Source organism: Nannocystis exedens, from assembly GCF_002343915.1.
GTDB lineage: Bacteria > Myxococcota_A > Polyangia > Nannocystales > Nannocystaceae > Nannocystis > Nannocystis exedens.
On record NZ_NETK01000001.1, the window covers coordinates 5,647,365 to 5,664,885 of the forward strand.

20 protein-coding genes are annotated in these 17,521 nt (G+C 72.0%); 7 read left to right on the plus strand and 13 right to left on the minus strand.

All coding sequences use genetic code 11. The features are described 5' to 3' along the window. Positions 1-4: 4 nt before the first annotated feature. Positions 5-754 (plus strand): patatin-like phospholipase family protein, encoded by a 750-nt coding sequence (locus tag NAEX_RS22240; protein WP_096329483.1) that lies wholly within the window; start codon positions 5-7, stop codon positions 752-754. Positions 755-823: 69 nt separating this feature from the next. Here the strand turns inward: NAEX_RS22240 and NAEX_RS22245 are convergent, their stop codons facing one another. From NAEX_RS22245 to NAEX_RS22260, 4 genes are all read right to left on the minus strand, one after another. After that, the gene (locus NAEX_RS22245) at positions 824-1,183 is read right to left on the minus strand and encodes a hypothetical protein (protein ID WP_143140234.1); all 360 of its coding nucleotides are present in this window, start codon (positions 1,181-1,183) and stop codon (positions 824-826) included. A gap of 104 nt (positions 1,184-1,287) precedes the next feature. Next, on the minus strand, positions 1,288-2,568 hold the full coding sequence (gene queG / locus NAEX_RS22250; protein WP_170135912.1) for a tRNA epoxyqueuosine(34) reductase QueG: 1,281 nt from the start codon (positions 2,566-2,568) through the stop codon (positions 1,288-1,290). Next, complete coding sequence (locus NAEX_RS22255) at positions 2,565-3,167, minus strand: NUDIX hydrolase (RefSeq protein ID WP_170135913.1); 603 nt, start codon at positions 3,165-3,167, stop codon at positions 2,565-2,567. Before NAEX_RS22255 ends, queG begins: the two co-directional genes overlap by 4 nt. Before the next feature lie 20 nt (positions 3,168-3,187). Next, the gene (locus NAEX_RS22260) at positions 3,188-4,573 is read right to left on the minus strand and encodes a metal-dependent hydrolase family protein (RefSeq protein ID WP_211302451.1); all 1,386 of its coding nucleotides are present in this window, start codon (positions 4,571-4,573) and stop codon (positions 3,188-3,190) included. Positions 4,574-4,639: 66 nt separating this feature from the next. Between NAEX_RS22260 and NAEX_RS22265 the strand changes: the two genes are divergently transcribed. The 5 genes from NAEX_RS22265 (at position 4,640) to rimK (ending at position 7,760) form a co-directional block, all read left to right on the plus strand. Next, positions 4,640-5,044 carry a YkgJ family cysteine cluster protein gene (locus NAEX_RS22265; RefSeq protein ID WP_211302452.1) on the plus strand — a complete coding sequence of 135 codons (405 nt, stop codon included), beginning with the start codon at positions 4,640-4,642 and terminating at the stop codon, positions 5,042-5,044. 3 nt (positions 5,045-5,047) lie between these two features. Further along, positions 5,048-5,665, plus strand: a complete 618-nt coding sequence (locus NAEX_RS22270; protein WP_096329488.1) for a hypothetical protein — start codon at positions 5,048-5,050, stop codon at positions 5,663-5,665. A 155-nt stretch (positions 5,666-5,820) separates the two neighbouring features. Then, the gene (locus NAEX_RS22275; protein WP_096329489.1) at positions 5,821-6,246 is read left to right on the plus strand and encodes a hypothetical protein; all 426 of its coding nucleotides are present in this window, start codon (positions 5,821-5,823) and stop codon (positions 6,244-6,246) included. A gap of 153 nt (positions 6,247-6,399) precedes the next feature. Beyond that, entirely contained in the window at positions 6,400-6,852 is a 453-nt protein-coding gene (locus NAEX_RS22280) for an ATP-dependent zinc protease family protein (RefSeq protein WP_177325869.1), read from the plus strand. Further along, positions 6,849-7,760: a 30S ribosomal protein S6--L-glutamate ligase gene (gene rimK, locus NAEX_RS22285; RefSeq protein WP_096329490.1), complete on the plus strand. Its 912-nt coding sequence runs from the start codon at positions 6,849-6,851 to the stop codon at positions 7,758-7,760. The genes NAEX_RS22280 and rimK overlap by 4 nt, the downstream gene beginning before the upstream one ends. 368 nt (positions 7,761-8,128) lie before the next feature. Here the strand turns inward: rimK and NAEX_RS22290 are convergent, their stop codons facing one another. From NAEX_RS22290 to gyrA, 6 genes are read right to left on the minus strand one after another with little or no spacing between them, the layout of a single operon-like run. Next, on the minus strand, positions 8,129-8,467 hold the full coding sequence (locus NAEX_RS22290; RefSeq protein WP_096329491.1) for an ATP synthase F0 subunit C: 339 nt from the start codon (positions 8,465-8,467) through the stop codon (positions 8,129-8,131). A 40-nt stretch (positions 8,468-8,507) separates the two neighbouring features. Beyond that, on the minus strand, positions 8,508-9,296 hold the full coding sequence (atpB, locus tag NAEX_RS22295) for a F0F1 ATP synthase subunit A (protein WP_096329492.1): 789 nt from the start codon (positions 9,294-9,296) through the stop codon (positions 8,508-8,510). Between the two features lie 2 nt (positions 9,297-9,298). Then, the gene (locus NAEX_RS22300; RefSeq protein WP_096329493.1) at positions 9,299-9,715 is read right to left on the minus strand and encodes an ATP synthase subunit I; all 417 of its coding nucleotides are present in this window, start codon (positions 9,713-9,715) and stop codon (positions 9,299-9,301) included. A 2-nt stretch (positions 9,716-9,717) separates the two neighbouring features. Continuing rightward, positions 9,718-10,026: an AtpZ/AtpI family protein gene (locus NAEX_RS22305; RefSeq protein ID WP_096329494.1), complete on the minus strand. Its 309-nt coding sequence runs from the start codon at positions 10,024-10,026 to the stop codon at positions 9,718-9,720. 15 nt (positions 10,027-10,041) lie between these two features. Then, on the minus strand, positions 10,042-11,391 hold the full coding sequence (gene hemL / locus NAEX_RS22310; protein WP_096329495.1) for a glutamate-1-semialdehyde 2,1-aminomutase: 1,350 nt from the start codon (positions 11,389-11,391) through the stop codon (positions 10,042-10,044). A gap of 47 nt (positions 11,392-11,438) precedes the next feature. Further along, on the minus strand, positions 11,439-14,036 hold the full coding sequence (gyrA, locus tag NAEX_RS22315; protein WP_096329496.1) for a DNA gyrase subunit A: 2,598 nt from the start codon (positions 14,034-14,036) through the stop codon (positions 11,439-11,441). A gap of 383 nt (positions 14,037-14,419) precedes the next feature. On the opposite strand from gyrA, the gene NAEX_RS22320 reads away from it, so the two are divergent. Continuing rightward, positions 14,420-14,851, plus strand: a complete 432-nt coding sequence (locus NAEX_RS22320) for a host attachment protein (RefSeq protein ID WP_096329497.1) — start codon at positions 14,420-14,422, stop codon at positions 14,849-14,851. Positions 14,852-14,941: 90 nt separating this feature from the next. On the opposite strand, the gene NAEX_RS22325 is transcribed toward NAEX_RS22320, so the two are convergent. The 3 genes from NAEX_RS22325 to NAEX_RS22330 form a co-directional block, all read right to left on the minus strand. Next, a complete protein-coding gene (locus tag NAEX_RS22325; RefSeq protein ID WP_096329498.1) occupies positions 14,942-15,967 on the minus strand; it encodes an aldo/keto reductase in 1,026 nt (341 codons plus the stop codon). Positions 15,968-16,247: 280 nt separating this feature from the next. Next, positions 16,248-16,427, minus strand: coding sequence for a hypothetical protein (locus NAEX_RS48105; RefSeq protein ID WP_143140235.1), 180 nt, complete (start codon positions 16,425-16,427; stop codon positions 16,248-16,250). Between the two features lie 328 nt (positions 16,428-16,755). After that, positions 16,756-17,511, minus strand: a complete 756-nt coding sequence (locus NAEX_RS22330; protein WP_096329499.1) for an EI24 domain-containing protein — start codon at positions 17,509-17,511, stop codon at positions 16,756-16,758. Positions 17,512-17,521: the final 10 nt, after the last annotated feature.

Here is a 17,521-nt window from a genome sequence, read left to right on the forward strand (position 1 = left end):
ATCCATGAAGCACGCCTCCAACCGCGAGTGGCTCGCCGCCGAGCCGTTCACGCTGGCCCTGTCGGCCGGGTTCTTCGGCTTCTTCGCCCACACCGGGGTGCTGCAGGCGCTCGAGGAGGCCGGGCTGACGCCGCGGCGGATCGTCGGGGTCAGCGCAGGGGCGCTGGCCGGCGGGCTGTGGGCGTCCGGGCTGTCGGCGACCGAGCTGGCCGAGGAGCTGCTGCGCCTGCGCCGGGCCGACTTCTGGGACCCGGGGCTGCCGCTCGGAGGGCTGCTCAAAGGCGGCAAGTTCGCGGCGAAGCTGCGCTCGCTGCTCGACGACCGCGGGGTCCGCCGGGTCGAGGACTGCCGGCTGCCGTTCGCGGCGGTGGTCTACGACATCGCGTCCCGCCGGGTCCGCGCGGTCGACCAGGGGCCGCTGGGACCGGCGATCCAGGCGTCCTGCACGGTGCCGCTGATGTTCCGCCCGCTCCGCCACGAGGGCCGCCTGCTGCTCGACGGCGGGGTGGCCGACCGCCTGGGCCTGTGCGCGCTGCAGCCCGGCGAACGGGCGCTCCACCACGCGCTGCGCTCGCGCAGCCCGTGGCGCGGGCTGTCGGCGGAGGTGCCGAAGGGGCTGTCCGATGGGCCAGGTCGCAAGGTGCTGGTGGTCGACGACCTGCCGCGGGTGACGCCGTTCCGCCTCGACGCCGGGCCGGCGGCGCTGCGCCGCGGACACGCGGCGATGGCGGCGTGGCTGGCGGGGCCGGCGTGAGGCGAGCCTCGCGCCGGCCCTGAGACAGGTCTCTTCGTGCGCTCGCGGGGCAGCGAGCGTCGCTAGCTTTTACAAGCTCGCGCGCTTGTCGGGCGGCGGAAAGAGCCGTTCATGCAGCGCGCAGCGCAGGGAATGCGTCCAGGCTTCGTCGTACGGCCCGCCTCCTGGCTCGATCCGGAACGCGCCGTGCGGTCGCCTCCCGAGGCGCGGCTCCCAGAACCAGACTTCAGCCAGCACGCGCGGCGGGTGGGCGGACTTGTCCTTGATGAGGTAAGCCATCGCGGTGAGGGGATCTTCGTCCCCGAGCGTCCAGCTGCCGAGCAGCAACGGTTCACCGAAGTACTCGAAGTCGGGATGCAGTTCAGGATTGAGATGGACGATGGGGCCCTGCGGAACAAACACAGGAGCTTTCGATACGACGACACTCATGCCGCGAGGCCGCATAGCAAACGGCGACGGGCGCGTCCATGGCGTGGAGGCGTCAATCGTCCGAGCAGAGCCCGATGCTCCTGTGTGGGGGCGGCCGCGGCCTGTCAGTCGTCGTCTTCTCGCTCGCGGGCCTCGGCGGCAGCGGCCGCGGCTTCGCGTAGACGGCGGAGCTCCTCGAGCTCGGGGGCGAGGGCCTGTTCGTCGAGGCCGCGGCGGGCGGCGGCCCACCGGGCGGCGTCGTGGACCCGCGGGTCGGGCTCGAGCAGGCCGGCGGCGAAGGCGTGGCGCTCGCCGGGGTCGGGCGCGCCGGTGCGGTTGCCGAGCGCGAGGAGGGCGTTGCGCCGCATGAGGCGGTGGGGGATCCGCCGCAGGGCAGTGTGGCGGACGAAGCCGCGATACTGGGCCCCGCCGAGCGCGGCCATGGCGGTGACGGTGGGCGCCGGCCGGGGCGCGGGCGGGAGCCAGGCGACGGCGGGGATCCGGGCGTTGCGGCCGAGACCGGCGTTGTAGGGGCAGACCTCCTGGCACACGTCGCAGCCGGCCAGGCGCTCGCCGAACTTTTCGGACATGTCCTCCGGGACATGCCCGCGGTGCTCGATGGTGAGGTAGCTGAGGCAGCGCCGCGGGTCGAGCTGGCCGGGGGCGTCGAAGGCTGCCGTCGGGCAGGCGTCGAGGCAGCGGGTGCAGGCGCCGCAGGCGTCCCACGGCGGGCTGGTCGGGGCGGCGGTGGGATGGCCTTCGGGCCAGGTGGCGGTGCAGAGGAGCTCGCCGAGCAGGACGTAGCTGCCGAGGCCGGGGACGATCAGGCAGCCGTGCTTGCCGAGAAAGCCGAGCCCGGCCAGGGCGGCGGCGCTGCGCTCGAGGACGGGCTTGGTGTCGACGCAGATCAGGCTGCGCACGCCCGGCAGCTCGGCGTGCAGAGCGGCCTCGAGGGCGATCAGGCGCTGGTGGACGACGGTGTGGTAGTCGCGGCTGCGGGCGTAGCGGGCGATCGGGCCCGGCTCGCCGCCGTAGGGGACGGCGGCGACGAGCAAGCTGCGCGCGCCGGGGAGCATGCCCTCGGGGTGCTTGCGCAGGTCGACGGTGCGCGGGATGAAGTCCATGTCGCCCGCCTTGCCGGCGGCGACGTAGGCGTCCAGCGCGGCCCGGGCCGGGGCGAAGCCGGGGTGGTCGAGGCGGACGACGCCGAGTTTCAAAAGGCCGTTGCCCTCGGCGACGGCGGCGAGGCGGGCGAGGATCGCGGGGGTGAGGACCGGAGCCTCGTCGGCGAGGGCTGGGGTCGATGCGGCGCTGTCCTCGGGGACAGGTGAGCCGCGCGGCGTGGCCTCGCCCGCGGGGGTGACGTCCGGTCCTGGAGGGCTGTCTTTGGGAACAGGTTGATTCACGGCGCCTCTGGCGGGCGGGCGGGGGCGAGGTCGAGCCGTTGCAGAAGATCGTAGACGATGCGGGCCGTGGCGCCCCAGAGCGGGGGCTCGTGGATCTGGAACTCGTGTAGCTCGTAGCGCTGGCCCTGCCACTCGCGCTCGCCGGCGAAGCGGTAGACGGCGGGGTCGGCGACGCGGCGCAGCGACGGCATGAGCACGGCGGTGACCTCGGCCTCGGCGTGGGTCGGGACGAAGGGGCCGTCGACCAGGCCGACGAAGGGGATGATGACGTAGCCGGTGGGGACCGGGACGGGGTTCAGGCGGCCCAGGACGGTGACCCGCGCGGGCGGCAGGGCGACCTCCTCCCAGGCCTCGCGCAGGGCGGTGGCGACGAGGTCGGGGTCGTCGGGGTCGGGCTTGCCGCCGGGGAAGGCGAGCTGGCCGGGGTGGTTGCGCAGGTTGCCGGCGCGCTCGATGAGGAGGATCCGCGGGCCGTCGCCGGGTGTCTCTTCGACCAGGATCGGGGCGAGCACGGCGGCGTGGCGGAACGGCGCGGGATCGGGCAGCGGGCTGCCGATCGCGTCGAGCCGCAGGCTGAGGTCGCGCGGGAGCGGGGACACGCGCGCGCAAGTTTGGCACATCACCAGGCGGGCGGCCGCACCGGACGACCGCCCTGCACGACCAGCGCGGGGCGCTCGAGCACGCGGATGTCGGCCAGCGGGTCGCCGTCGACGACCACGAGGTCGGCGATGAAGCCGGGCCTCACCTGGCCGAGGTCGCGCAGGCCGAGCAGCTCGGCGGCGCTCCTGGTGGCCGCGACGATGGCGTCCTTGGGGGCCATGCCGAGGTCGACCATGACGGAGAACTCGCGGGCGTTGTCGCCGTGAGGGAAGACGCCGGCGTCGGTGCCGAAGGCGATCTTCACGCCGGCCTTGGCGGCGCGGGCGAAGCTGTCGCGCATGCGCGGGGCGATGAACCTGGCCTTGGCGGCGCTGTCGGCCGCGAGCTTGCCGCCGTCGGCGGCCTGCTCGATGACGCGACCGACGTAGACGGTGGGCACGAGGAAGGTGCCCTTCTTCTTCATCAGCGCGATCGCCTCGGCGTCGAGGAGGCTGCCGTGCTCGATGCTGTGGACGCCGGCGCGCACGGCATCCTTGATGCCCTCGGTGCCGTGGGCGTGGGCGGCGACCTTGCGCCCGGCGCGGGCCGCTTCGTCGACGATCGCGGCCAGCTCGGCCGGGGTGAGCTGCGGGTCGCCGGCGCCGTCGCCCGAGCTGAGCACGCCGCCGGTGGCGCAGACCTTGATCACGTCGGCGCCGAGCTTGATCTGATGGCGCACGGCCTTGCGCACCTCGTCGGGGCCGTCGGCGATGCCGGCGCGGAAGTCGGGCGGGCCGCCGAAGACGTCGGGGCGCAGGCCGTTGGTGGCGTCGCAGTGGCCGCCGGTGATGCCGATCGCGTGGTTGGCGGCGACGATCCGCGGGCCGCTGACGCGACCGGCGTGGATGGCGTCGCGCAAGCTGCGGATGGCGAAGGTGCCGCCGACGTCGCGCACGGTGGTGAAGCCGGCCAGCAAGGTCGCGCGCGCGTGGGCGACGCCGCGCAAGGCGAGGTCGGCGTCGCTCTCCTGGACCTCGCGCATGACGCCCTCGGCGTGCGACGGGGCCATCTCGCTGAGCAAATGGGTATGGGCGTCGATGAGGCCGGGCAGGAGGGTGCGGCCGCCGAGGTCGATGACGGCAGCGCCGGCGGGGGCGGCGAGGTTCTTGCCGATCTCGGCGATCCGTCCGCCGCGGACGAGGACGTCGACGCCGTCCTGCGGCGCGCCGCCGCTGCCGTCGATGAGCCGGGCGTCGCGCAGCAGGAGGGCCTCGGCGCTGGCTGTCTCTGGGGACATGTCACTCGCGCGCACGACGGGGGCGTCCCGCTCGGGGACCGGACAGACGGCCGCCGGCGCAGGCGGGGGCGCGGAGCTCGCGGCGCAGGCGGGGAGGAGGGCGCAGGCGAGGAGCAGGCGGGGCGACACGCGGGGATGATGCCACGCCCGAGGGGGCTCGACGCGGACGGAGAGCGCGGCGATAGTCGCGGCCGGATGGCGACGCCCCCCGAAACCGAGTGGCCCTACGAGGTGTCCGAGTTCGAGTGCCATCGCTGCGGCAACTGCTGCCGCGGCGACGGCGACGTGGCCCTGACGCCCGACGACGTCGTCCGGCTGGCTGCGCACGCGGGGCTGGCGGTCGAGGCGTATCTGGCCCGCTACACCTGGCGGCGCGAGGACGGGGCGACCTGTCTGATCGACCAGGGGGACGCGCTGCGCTCGTGCGTGTACCTCACGCCCGAGAACACCTGCGAGGTCCACGCGATCAAGCCGACGCAGTGCGTGGGCTTCCCGATGAAGTGGCGGCCGAGCGACGCGCTCGAGATCTGCGCCGGGCTGCGCGCGGCGGCGGGGTTGCCCTACCCGACGCGGCGGACGATGAACCGGCGCACGGGGTGAGCGATGGCCCGCAGGCAGGACCTCACGGCCGGGGCGGTGGCGCCGCTGTTCTGGCTGTTCACGCTGGTGTTCGCGGCGATGGTGCTGTCGCGGTTCGACGGCTTCGGCGGGCAGATCCCGGCCCAGGCCCACGCGGCGATGCTGTGGGCCTGCTTCCCGCTGCTGCTGCTCGCCGGCGCGATCGAGGGCCGCATCGACTACGGCGAGCACACGCGGCGGATGCCGCTGTGGATGGCGATCGACTCGCGGCCGGTGCGCTACACGTTCGCGCTGGCGCTCACCTACCTCGGGCTGGTGGCGCTGCAGGGGTTCGAGGTGTCGCTCGGGGTGGTCGACCCGCGCGCGCCCGCAGAGTGGCCGCCGACGCAGCGCCTGCTGTGGTTCCTCGGGTTCTCCTTCGGCATGGGCTTCGCCAACTACCTGGCGGCGGCGGGGGCGTTGATCCCGGCCCTGCGCGTGCTGACGGCGCCCTTTTCGCGCCTGCCCGCGCCGCTCGGACTCGGGGTGCTGGTGGCGCTCGGGCTCGGCCTCGCGGCGGCGGCGTTCGAGCTGCTCGCGTTCGGACCCGAGGTGCGCGGCGGCGTCGCCGAGGCGGCTGTACGCGTGTGGCAACCAGAGTAGCCGGCGGGGGCGACCGTCGCTGGCGACGGTCGTTGCGGTTCGGATCGGCGTTCCGGGCGATAATTGAATAATTTCAAGGAGAAGCAGGACGGCGCGGGGCTTGTACAGGGGCGCGGCATCCGGTCCAGCAGCGGACCACACAAGGATCCATAGCCATGTCGTTCATCACCCGTATTCGCACGCTCACCCTCACCGCCCTCGCCGCCGCGACCGTCGTCGCGCCCGGTTGTGACGATGCCGCCAACTACGAGGCGCTCGGCGTGACGGTCGAGGACCTCGAGGTGATGTCCGCCGACGAGATCGACGCGCTCGACGCGGAGCTCGAGCAGCTCGACCTCGCCGACGAGCGGCTGGTGACCCACCGCCCGCACAAGCGCCCCGAGGGCCTGAAGGAGCTCCGCAACCCAATCGTGTTCACTCACGCGGAGGGCCTCGGCGCCCGCGAGGGCCTGACGATCCGGCCGCGCCCGACGCACGACGGCGAGGTCCCCGCCCCGGCCTCCGACGCGCTCGCGGCCGAGCCCGACGTGCTCCCTCCGTGTGACACGCACGGCGAAGATGTCGAGTTCGCCGCGGAGTGAGCAGACACGTTCACTACCTCACCGACGCGTGAGGTCGCACGCCCCCCGGAGCGCGCCACGCTCGCGCCGGGGGGCGTGCGCTTGACCGTATCATCGAGTTCGGCAAGCGTTAGCCAAGGCGCACGCGCCGACGAGGTGAACAGAGTGGTGGTGATGACGACGCTCGGGGTCGACGCCCTGGTTGTGCTCGGTTGGCGCGAATGGGTCGCGTTGCCAGACCTGGGGATCGGCGCGCTCAAGGTCAAGGTCGACACCGGCGCCCGCACCTCGGCCCTGCACGCGTTCGGCGTCGAGAAGCTGCCCAACGCCAAGGTCCGCTTCCGCGTCCACCCCCACCAGAACCACGACGGCGAGCAGGTCGTGTCGGAGGCGACGCTGGTCGACGAGCGCGTGGTCCGGACGTCCGGCGGCCACAGCGAGCTGCGACCGGTCGTGCAGACGACCGTCAGGGTCGGCATGCACGAGTTCGAGGTCGAGCTCACGCTGTCGAACCGGGCGCTGCTCGGCTTCCGCATGCTGCTGGGGCGCGAGGCGGTGCGCGGGCGCTTCCTCGTCGACCCCCAGCGGAGCTACTGCTGCGGTCACAAGCTGCGGAGGGTGTCGTGAAGATCGCGATCTTGTCGCGTGACGCGTCGCTGTACTCCACCAGCCGGCTGCGCGAGGCGGCGGAGCAGCGCGGGCACGAGGTGCAGGTGGTCGACTACCTGCGCTGTTACATGAACATCACGTCGAGCCGACCGCACGTGGTCTATCACGGCGAGGACCTCACCGACGTCGACGCGATCATCCCCCGGATCGGGGCGTCCAACACGTTCTACGGGACGGCGGTGGTCCGCCAGTTCGAGATGATGGGGGTGTTCACGCCGAACCGCTCGCAGGCGATCTCGCGCTCGCGCGACAAGCTGCGGTCGATGCAGATCCTGGCGGCCAAGGGCATCGGGCTGCCGGTCACGGGGTTCGGCCACTCGATCAAGGATATCGAGGGCCTGCTCGAGGTGATCGGCGGGCCGCCGGTGGTGGTGAAGATGCTCGAGGGCACGCAGGGCATCGGCGTGGTCCTGGCCGATACGCCGGCAGCGGCCCGCAGCGTGATCGAGGCGTTCCGCGGGCTCGACGTCAACATCCTGGTCCAGGAGTTCGTCAAGGAGGCCGAGGGCGCCGATATCCGCGCGTTCGTGGTCGGCAACCGCGTGGTGGCGGCGATGAAGCGCCAGGGGGCGCCGGGCGAGTTCCGCTCGAACCTGCATCGCGGAGGCAAGGCGACGAAGATCAAGCTGACGCCGAAAGAGCGGTCGACGGCGGTGCGGGCGGCGGCCATCCTGGGTTTGAAGGTGGCGGGCGTCGATATCCTCCGCAGCCGCCGCGGACCGGTGGTGCTCGAGGTGAACTCGTCGCCCGGGCTCGAGGGCATCGAGCGCACGACCGAGATCGATGTCGCGGACTCGATCATCGCGTACATCGAGCGGTCGGTGGCGGGGGCGGACAAGAAGAGCGAGACGGCCAGCCCTTACTGAGCTCGCCCGAAGGGCCCGACGAGCTCGGGGAGCATGCTCCCCGAATTGCCGACTGCGCCTCGCGGGGGGTCCGGGGAAGGGCCGGCCGCGAGTTGACCGGCAGGATGAGCGCTCGTTCCTCGCGCGCCTCGGTCCGGTGAGGGGGTCCGGCGCTACTGCCTCGCGCTTCACGGCGGTGGAATGAGTCGCGCCATGAGCCACCGGGTCCCGCGCCTTCGCGCCGCGATGGGAGTGATCGAGAGTTTTTGGAGCAGGTCCTCGGGGACATGCTCCGAAAGGCAGGCGCGACCCAAGCACGAAGCCCCGCGGACGGGGCCGTCCGAGGGGCTCGTGGGGCGCCGAAGAGCCGGAGCGCGGCTCGGCCGGGCTCAGCCGATCGTCGGGGCGACGTAGCCGCCGAGGGTGAAGGCGATGATCAGCGCGAAGATGACCAGCGACTCGATGAAGGCGAGGCCGAGGAGCATCGGGACGAGGACCTTGCCGGCGCTGTTGGGGTTGCGGCAGATGCCCTCGAGGGCGGCCGCGACGGCGCGGCCCTGGCCCATGCCGCCGCCGAGGGCGGCGAGGCCGATGGCGAGGGCCATGGCGAAGCCGTAGATCGAGCGCTCGGAGCCGGAGGTCTCGGCGGCGCCGGCCGGGGCGGCGAGGACGATCGCGGGCACGAGGAAGGTGAACAGGAAAGAGGCGATCTTGGTGATGTTGCGCATGGGACAGCTCCGAACGGCCAGGGCCGCGAGGACAGGGGGCTCAGTGCTCTTCGGCGTGCTCGACGGCGAGGCCGATGAAGATGATGGTCAGCAGGGTGAAGACGAGGGTCTGGACGATCGCCACGACCGTGCCCAGCAGGAGGAACGGCAGCGGGACCAGCAGCGGCACCATCAGGGCGACCACGCCGACGACCTTGTGGTCGGCGACGATGTTGCCGGTGAGGCGCAAGGACAGCGAGACCGGGCGGGCCAGGTGGCTGACGATCTCGATCGGCAGGAACAGCGGGAACAGCCAGGGGAAGCCGCCGATCTTCGGCCCGAGGAAGTGGGCGAAGTAGCCGAAGCCGTTCCGCACCACGCCGGCGACGTTGTAGACGAGGAAGACGATCAGCGCGAAGACGAGGTTGGTCTTCAGCGTGTCGGTCGGCGGCAACATGCCGGGGATCAGGCCCTGGATGTTGCAGACGAAGATGAACAGCGCCAGCGTGCCGGTCAGCGGGAGGAACCGCTTGGCGTCCTCCTCGCCCATGACGTCGACCGAGAGGTTGTAGACGGCGCCGACGAAGCCGTCGACCATCGCGGCGAGGCCGAAGCTGCGCGGCGGGACCACGCCGCGCGTGCTGTCCTGCAAGCTGGCGCGGTAGCGCAGCGCGGCGATGATCAGGACCACGAACGCCAGGACGGCCCCGGCGACGTGGACCAGCGTGAAGTGCGTGGCGCCGAAGATCAGAAACGCCTTGTCACGGGCCAGATGCTCGGCGGCGCTGGACTCCAAGTGCGCCCAGAACTCGGGCATCAGGAGCGTGTACCAACTGTCGTGATCACCCATGTTCAGGCGTCCGGTTCGGGATCGTCGCGGGAGAGGTCGGCGCGGCTCTGGAGAGCCGCCAGGCAGAAGGCGGCGAGCGCCGCCAGGACCCCTGCTGCGAGCCCCTCAGGTCGGCCGGGCATGTACCAAAGGACGGCGACGGTCGCAAGAGCAGCGACCGGCCAGCGCACCAGTGCAAGCCCGGCTCCGCCGCCCCCGCCGGCCCCGCGCTGCGGGTCGGCCTGGACCTCGGCCACCAGACGCACCACGGCCCGCGCGAGCGAGGCGAGGTTGACGAAGCCGATCAAAGCCCCCGCGACCACGCTCCACGCCTGCTCCGCGCCCGCCAGCGCGGCCGCCGAACCGGCCGCGATCGCGGTGAGCGTGAGCGTCCACAAATACACGCGACGCCGTACGAGATCCCAGGTGTCGGCGCGCACGACTACCGGACCTCGGGATCGTCATTCGACTCGTGACTTTGCCCCGCGGCCCGCTCCTCGGCCTCGATGCGGGCGCTGAACTTGCGGGCCGTGCGGACGACCGCCAGCCCCGCGGCGCCGATGCCGACGCCCAGGCCGATGTACGAGGTCCACGGGGCCCAGTGCGTGACGTGGCGCTCGAGGTACATGCCGCCGAACGCCCCGATGGCGATCGCCACCGCCATCTCGATGCCGACCGAGCCGGCCTCGGCGAGCTGAAACCACCCCGCCTGCTTGAGCAGCGGCTCTCTCTTGCGGCGGCGCTCGGTCATGGCAGATCCCTCCCGCTAGCCGTAGCGACGGGCGACCGCGGCGAAGGCGGCCTCGGCGGCCGAGAGGGTGTGGTCGATGGCCGCGGCGTCGTGGGCGAGCGAGACAAAGCTGGCCTCGAATTGCGACGGCGCCAGGTAGACGCCGCAGGTCAGCATCTCGCGGTGGAATTCGGCGAACGCGCCGAGGTCGCTGGCCTTGGCGTCGTCGTAGTCGTGGACCTCCCCGGCGCGGAAGAAGCCGGTGAACATCGCCCCGACCCGGTTCATCACCACCGGGACGCCGGCCTTGGCGGCGCGGGCCGACAGGCCGGCGGCCAGGGCGGCGGAGGTCGCCTCGAGGGCGGCGTACGGGTCGTCGCGGGCGAGGATCTGCAGGGTCGCCAGGCCCGCGGCGACCGCGACCGGGTTCCCGCTGAGGGTGCCGGCCTGGTAGACCGGGCCCAGCGGGGCGACGTGCTGCATGATGTCGCGCCGGCCGCCGTAGGCGCCGACCGGCATGCCGCCGCCGACGATCTTGCCGAGGCAGACGAGGTCGGGGATGACGCCGTAGCGCTGCCCGGCGCCGCCGAGGGCGACGCGGAAGCCGGTCATGACCTCGTCGAACACCAGGACCACGCCCTCGCGGGTGCAGAGGTCGCGCAGCTCCTGCAGGTAGCCCGGCCGCGGGGGCACGCAGCCCATGTTGCCGGGGACCGGCTCGACGATGACGGCGGCGACCTGGCCGCGGTGCTGCTCGAGCACCTGCTCGACCGCGGCGGCGCTGTTGAACGGGACGGTGAGGGTGTCGGCGACGGTGGCCGCGGGCACGCCCTCAGAGCCGGGGATCCCGAGGGTGGCGGCGCCCGAGCCGGCGGCGACCAGCAGGAAGTCGGCGTGGCCGTGGTAGCCGCCGTCGACCTTGACGATCTTGCTGCGGCCGGTGAAGCCGCGGGCCAGGCGCAGCGCGCTCATGGTCGCCTCGGTGCCGGACGAGACCAGGCGGACCATGCCGCCCTTGAGCGCCGGGACCAGCCGGCACAGCAGCTCGGCGAACTCGACCTCGCCGGCCGTACATGCCCCGAAGGACAGGCCGTCACGGGCGGCGCGGCAGACCGCGTCGACCACCTCGGGGTGGGCGTGGCCGAGGATCGCCGGGCCCCAGGTGCCGACGTAGTCGACCAGGGTGACGCCGTCCTCCGTCAGCAGGTAGGGCCCGCGGGCGGCGCGGATGAACGGCGGGTCGCCGCCGACCGCCTTGAACGCGCGCACCGGGCTGTTGACGCCGCCGGGGATGACGAACTGGGCGGCGTTGAAGAGCGCGCGGCTGTTGGCGCCGGCCCGGCCGTCGCCGGGGATCTGGGTCCAGAACTCGGGCGTGGTGCTCATCGCTGTCCTTCAGACCAGGTGCCTCGGAACATGTCCGTAGGGGCAGGTTACTCCTCGCCGCCCTCGTCGCCGGCCGGCTCGTCGCCGGCGGAAGCCTCGGCGGCCTCGCCGACCTCTTCGCCGGCCTCCTCCTCGCGGTCGACGATGCGCTCGACCGCGACCACGCGCTCGTCCTCGCCGATGCGGATGATGCGGACGCCCTGGGTGTTGCGGCCGATCTCGCTGATCGAGGCGGCGGTGGTGCGGATGACCTTGCCGCGGCTGGTGACGACCATGACGTGGTCGTCGGCGTCGACGCGGAGGGCGGCGACCACCGGGCCGTTGCGCTCGGTGACCTTGATCGTGATGATGCCGAGGCCGGCACGGTTCTGGACCTTGTAGTCCGAGGCGGCGGTGCGCTTGCCGTAACCCTTGGCGCACATGGTGAGGATCGAGCCCTCGCTCTCGGGCTCGAGCACGGTCATGCTGACGACGGCGTCGCCCTCGCGCAGGTCCTGGCCGCGCACGCCGCGGGCGGTGCGGCCCATCGGGCGCACGTCGTCCTCGGTGAAGCGGATCGCCATGCCCTGGGCCGAGGTCAGCATGATCTGCTGCTTGCCGTTGGTCAGGCGCGCGTCGATCAGCTGGTCGCCGTCCTCGATGGTGACGGCGATGATGCCGGTCGAGCGGATGTTGGCGAATTCGTCGAGCGCGGTGCGCTTGATGTAGCCCTGCTGCGAGCACATCACCACGTAGTAGTGGCCGCCCTCGAGGTCCTCGTCGCGGTACGGGACCATGCCGAGCACGCGCTCGCCGTCGCGCAGGTCGAGGAAGTTGACCAGCGCCTTGCCGGCGTGGTCGCGGCGGCCGGCCGGCAGCTCGAACACGCGGGTGCGGAACACCCGGCCGGTGTTGGTGAACATCAGCACGTGGGCGTGGGTGCTGGCCTCGAACAGCTCGACCACGAAGTCGGTCGCGTCGCGGCCGACGCCGCCCTTGACGCCGGTGCCGCCGCGGCCCTGCACCCGGTACTCGCCGACCGGCAGGCGCTTGATGTAGCCGTTGTTCGTCAGCATGACGATCATCGGCTCGTCGGCGACCAGGTCGATCGGCTCGATCTCCGACTCGTCGTCGACGATCTCCGTGCGGCGGTCGTCGCCGTACTCGTCGCGGATCCCGACCAGCTCGCCGCGGATCACCTGCATCAACATCGCGTCGGAGGCGAGGATGCTCTCGAGGTACGCGATCGTCGCGCACAGCTCCTTGTACTCGGCCTCGACCTTCTCGCGCTCGAGGCCGGTGAGCCGCTGCAGGCGCATGTCGAGGATCGCCTTGGCCTGGTTGGGCCTGAGGTGGTACGGCTTGCCCTTCGCCGCCTCGACCTCGGCCTCGGGCCGGCCGCAGCGGGCCAGGAAGCCGGAGAAGCCGTGCAGCGGCTCGGCGCACAGGGCCACGCGCGCGGCGTCCGGGTCGGGCGCGGCGCGGATGATGGCGATGATGCGGTCGATCGCGTCGATGGCGACGCCGATGCCCTCGACGATCTCGCGCCGCTCGAGCGCCTTGCGCAGCTCGTAGCGCGAGCGGCGGGTGACGACGACGCGGCGGTGGTCGATGAAGTGCTGCAGGCACTCCTGCAGGCTCAGCACCTGCGGGCGCCCGCCGGCGATCGCGATCATGTTGACGCCGAAGCTGACCTGCAGGTCGCTCGACTTGTAGAGCGAGTTGAGGACGACCTGGGCCGAGGCGTCACGCTTGACCTGAATCCAGATCCGCATGCCCGTGCGGTCGGAGTAGTCCTGCAGGTCGCTGATGCCCTCGAGCTTCTTCTCGCGCACCAGCTCGGCGATGTGGCTGATCAGCCGGACCTTGTTGACCTGGTAGGGGATCTCGTGGACGATGATCGCCTCGCGGCCCTTCTCGTCCTCCTCGATCGTACACTTGGCCCGCAAGGTGAGGCTGCCGCGGCCGGTCGCATAGGCCTGGCGGATGCCGGCGCGGCCGATGATCTGACCGCCGGTCGGGAAGTCCGGGCCGGAGACGATCTGCAGCAGCCGGTTGGCCGGCAGCTTGGGGTCGTCGACCAGAGCGATGCAGGCGTCCACGATCTCGCGCAGGTTGTGCGGCGGGATGTTGGTCGCCATGCCGACGGCGATGCCGACCGCGCCGTTGAGGAGGAGGTTCGGGATCTTCGTCGGCAGGACGCTCGGCTCGAGCTCCTTGTCGTCGTAGTTCGGCGTCCAGTCGACGGTGTCCTTGTCGAGGTCGGCCAGCAGCTCCGAGGTGAGCCGCTTCATGCGGACCTCGGTGTAACGCATGGCCGCCGGGGCGTCGCCGTCGATGGAGCCGAAGTTGCCCTGGCCGTCGACCAGCGGGTACCGCATGGCGAAGTCCTGGGCCAGGCGGACCAGCGCGTCGTACACCGAGGCGTCGCCGTGCGGGTGGTACTTGCCGATGACGTCGCCGACGACGCGCGCCGACTTCTTGTAGGGCTGCGCGTGGGTGTTGCGCAGCTGGTCCATCGCGTACAGCACCCGGCGGTGGACCGGCTTGAGGCCGTCGCGTACGTCCGGCAGCGCGCGCGAGATGATGACGCTCATGGCGTAGTCCAAGAAGGAGCTACGCATCTCGTCTTCGATGTTGATCCCCGTCTTCTGCTCGCTCGCCATACGCCGTGAGGGGCGGGAGGATAGCGCGGGCGGTCCGACGCGGCTACGCGCTTTTGCCGGCCGCTGCAGGCCCCGGCGGCGCCCCCCGCGCCCCGGCGGTGCCCGGCCCTCCAGCGCCTTCGCAGGGGCCCGCAGCGGCGGTCCGCGAAGCCGTCGACGCAGATGCGCCGCCTCACGAAGCGCGCCAAGGCCCGCGGGCGGGAAATTCACGCGTAGTCACGGAGTTTTGCCGCCCGCGCGCCGGGTCCACGGGCCCCGCCGGGGGGATCGCCGGGCGGGAATGGGCGACCGGGGCCCCGCGGTTGTTCACGCGGCCGGGCGGCCCGATCCGGCTTGTAAGGCCCCGCGGCCTGCCCCAGCATCGAAAATGAGGAGGTACCGGAATGGAATCGACCTGGTTCGTCGTCGCGGATCGCAGTCAGGCCCTGCTCTTCGAGGTCCACGGTTCACGCATGAAGCCCACGCTGACCCCGATCGAGACGCTCGAGAGTCCGGAACGCCCGCGGTACGAGCGGCGCGGCGGCCAGAGCAGCGCGTCGGGCCGGCGCGACCTGGTCAGCGAGACCCGCGGCGCGGCCGAGGAGCAGGACTCGAAGTTCGTGCGCCAGATCGTCGAGCGGCTGACGCAGGCCCAGCACCAGCGCCAGTTCGGCCGCCTGGTCATCGCCGCCCCGGCCGACTTCGTCGGCCGCCTGCGCGAGGTCGCCAGGGGCTCGCTGCAGAAGTCCGTGGTCCGCGAGATCATCGGTGACTACACCAACGACTCGGTCCAGGCGCTGCAAGAGCGGGCGCGCCGCCACGAGTGGCTGCACTGAGTCGGTCCTCTCAAACATGTTAGAAAGGACAGGTCCTCGGGGACCTGTCCTTTTTTGCGAGCGCGTCGCGAGCGGGCGGCGCGCCCGTCGCTACCAGCGGCCCTGGATGTTGCGGATCATCGAGTAGGGGTAGGGCAGCGGGCTGGCCGAGGCCTCGTCGAGGCCGCGCAGCTGCTCGGCCGACAGCTTGAGCTCGGCGGCCTTGAGGTTGTCGCGCAGCTGGTCCTCGGAGCGGGCGCCGAAGATGCACGAGGTGACGCCCGGCTTGTGCAGCAGCCACGCGAGCGCGACCTGCGACGGCGTGGCGCCGAGCTCGCCGGCGACGGCCTTCACCGCGGCGAGCGTGCGCCAGTTGCGGTCGGTGTCGAAGGCGGCGAACCGCTCCTTCCACTTCTCGAGGCGGGTCCCGGGCGGCGGCGGCGCGCCGCGCTCGATCTTGCCGGACAAAAACCCGCCGGCCAGCGGCGACCACGGCAAGATCCCGAGCCCGTGGCGTACGCAAGCCGGCACCAGCTCGAGCTCGAGGTCGCGGACGACCAGGCTGTACTGCGCCTGCAGGCTGACGAACCGCTCGAGGTGCTTCGCCTCGCTGGTGTAGATGCTCTCGACCAGGCGGTACGCGGCGTAGTTGCTGCAGCCGATGTAGAGCACCTTGCCGGCGCGGACCAGGTCGTCCAGCGCGCGCAGGGTCTCCTCCTCCGGCGTGTCGCTGTCCTGCATGTGGATCTGGTAGAGATCGATGCGGTCGGTCTGCAGCCGGCGCAGCGAGTCGTCGACGCAGCGGACGATCCGCCGCCGCGAGGCGCCGGTGCCGTTGGCGCCCTTGCTCATGCGGAAGCGGAACTTGGTCGCCAGCACGACCTCGTCGCGGCGCTTCGTCTCGGCGAACCAATTGCCGATCACCCGCTCGCTGAGGCCGTCCTGGCCGTACACGTCGGCGGTGTCCCAGAAGTTGACACCTGCCTCGAGGGCCAGGTTCATGATGCGGAACGAGGTCGCCTCGTCGCACCCGACCTTGTGCATGAACGAGTTCTCGTCGGCCTCGCCGAACGTCATCGTGCCGAGGCACAGCGTCGATACCGACAGGCCGCTGCGCCCGAGATTGCGGTACTCCATGGGTTCCTCCCCCCGCGCGGTCGCGGGCGGGAGGACTCTACGAGCCGCCCGGGCCGGTCTGACGGGCGGGGCCAGCCCACATGGAGATCGGCCGGCGGACGGAGAGGCGGCAGCCTCTGCAGTGGAGGTGACAGCCCGAGGCGGACGGTGGTCCGGGCTTCAGGCCGGGCTGTCACGGTCCCACGAGCGGCCCCCAACGCAGGGCTCGCACGCGGAGACGGGACGGGATGTGAGGCCTGGCGGCGACAGGTGGCGGCCGCCAGGGCAGGAGAACAGCGGTCTAGGCGGTGTCACGACGGGCGCCGAGCTTGCCCGGCACGGCGGGAGTCGGCGCTTCTGCGCTGTCGTTGGCGGGCCAGGTATGGGCGAGCCCCAGAGCCAGGCGGGCACCAACCTGCGGAAAGGCGTACTGCACCTTGAGGCACAGGTAAACCCAGGGAACTTCGGTCTTCGCGGACATGGCGGCTCCAGGGGGGGCATGTCTCGAACAGCAAGAACCTTGCCAAGCCGGGGGGAGCGTCAATTTGCCGAGAACGGGCCGCTAGGACGCCCTCCGCGCCGACATAGCGGTGTTTATCCCACGTCGTATGCACAGGGCTGGAAGGCCACGTGACAGCGGTCAGCCTGGGGGGGCGCGTCCACGCCCCTCAGGGGCCTGACGAACGCGGTTCGAGCGCTGTCCCGATCGCGGACCCCGGGCCTTCCGTGAGGCCCGCCGACGACCTGGCCTTTGGGACAGGTTTCGGACGGTCGCCCGGACAGGCGTCCGATTGTCCCCGCGGACAGGATCAGCGCGCTGCTCTCGCCTCGAGCTCGTCGGCGACGACCGTGGCGACCGCCGCCTGCGCGAGACCAAAGAGCAGAGGGCCCACGAACGGGAGCGCCATGACCGCGACCCACGGCAACCCGAAGCCGGCGAGGGTCGCGCGGTGCGCCCGCACGACGGTCCGCTGATGCGAGTAGTCGCTGCCGACCCGCTCGAAGTACGGGTCGAGCAGCTCCCAGGTGAAGGTCCGGGCGGCGTACCACAGCTGCAGCGGCGGCCCGAGCACCGGCCCGACGAACGGCACCAGCGTGAGGGCGAACAGGGCCAGCGTGACGCCGAGGAAGTACAGGGCGCGGCGGATGCTGCCGAGAGTCGCCTTCACGAACCCGAGCTCCGCCGGCCGCTCCAGCCGGGCCGCCAGCGCCGGGTCGGTCGCCCGCAGGCCCGCCATGAACACGCCGTCGGCCAGGATCGGGAAGCCGATGCTGACGGTGAAGTAGGCCAGCATCGGCGCGGCGACCAGCGCCAGCAGGCCGCCGCCGATCCGCAGCGCCCATCTTCCGAGCCATGTCGTCCAGGACATGTCCCCATCGACAGGTACCATCCACCACAACAGGCCGCCGAGCGCCGCCGTCAGCAGGACCGCGAGGACGACCAGGACCACCGCCAGGCGCGCGTAGGCGCGGCGGACCTCGGCGCTGGCGAGGGCGAGCTGCAGGCCGCGGACGGCCAGCTGGAAACCGCGCGGGACGCTCGAGGAGACGGCAGCAGGCGACATGGTTCGCGAG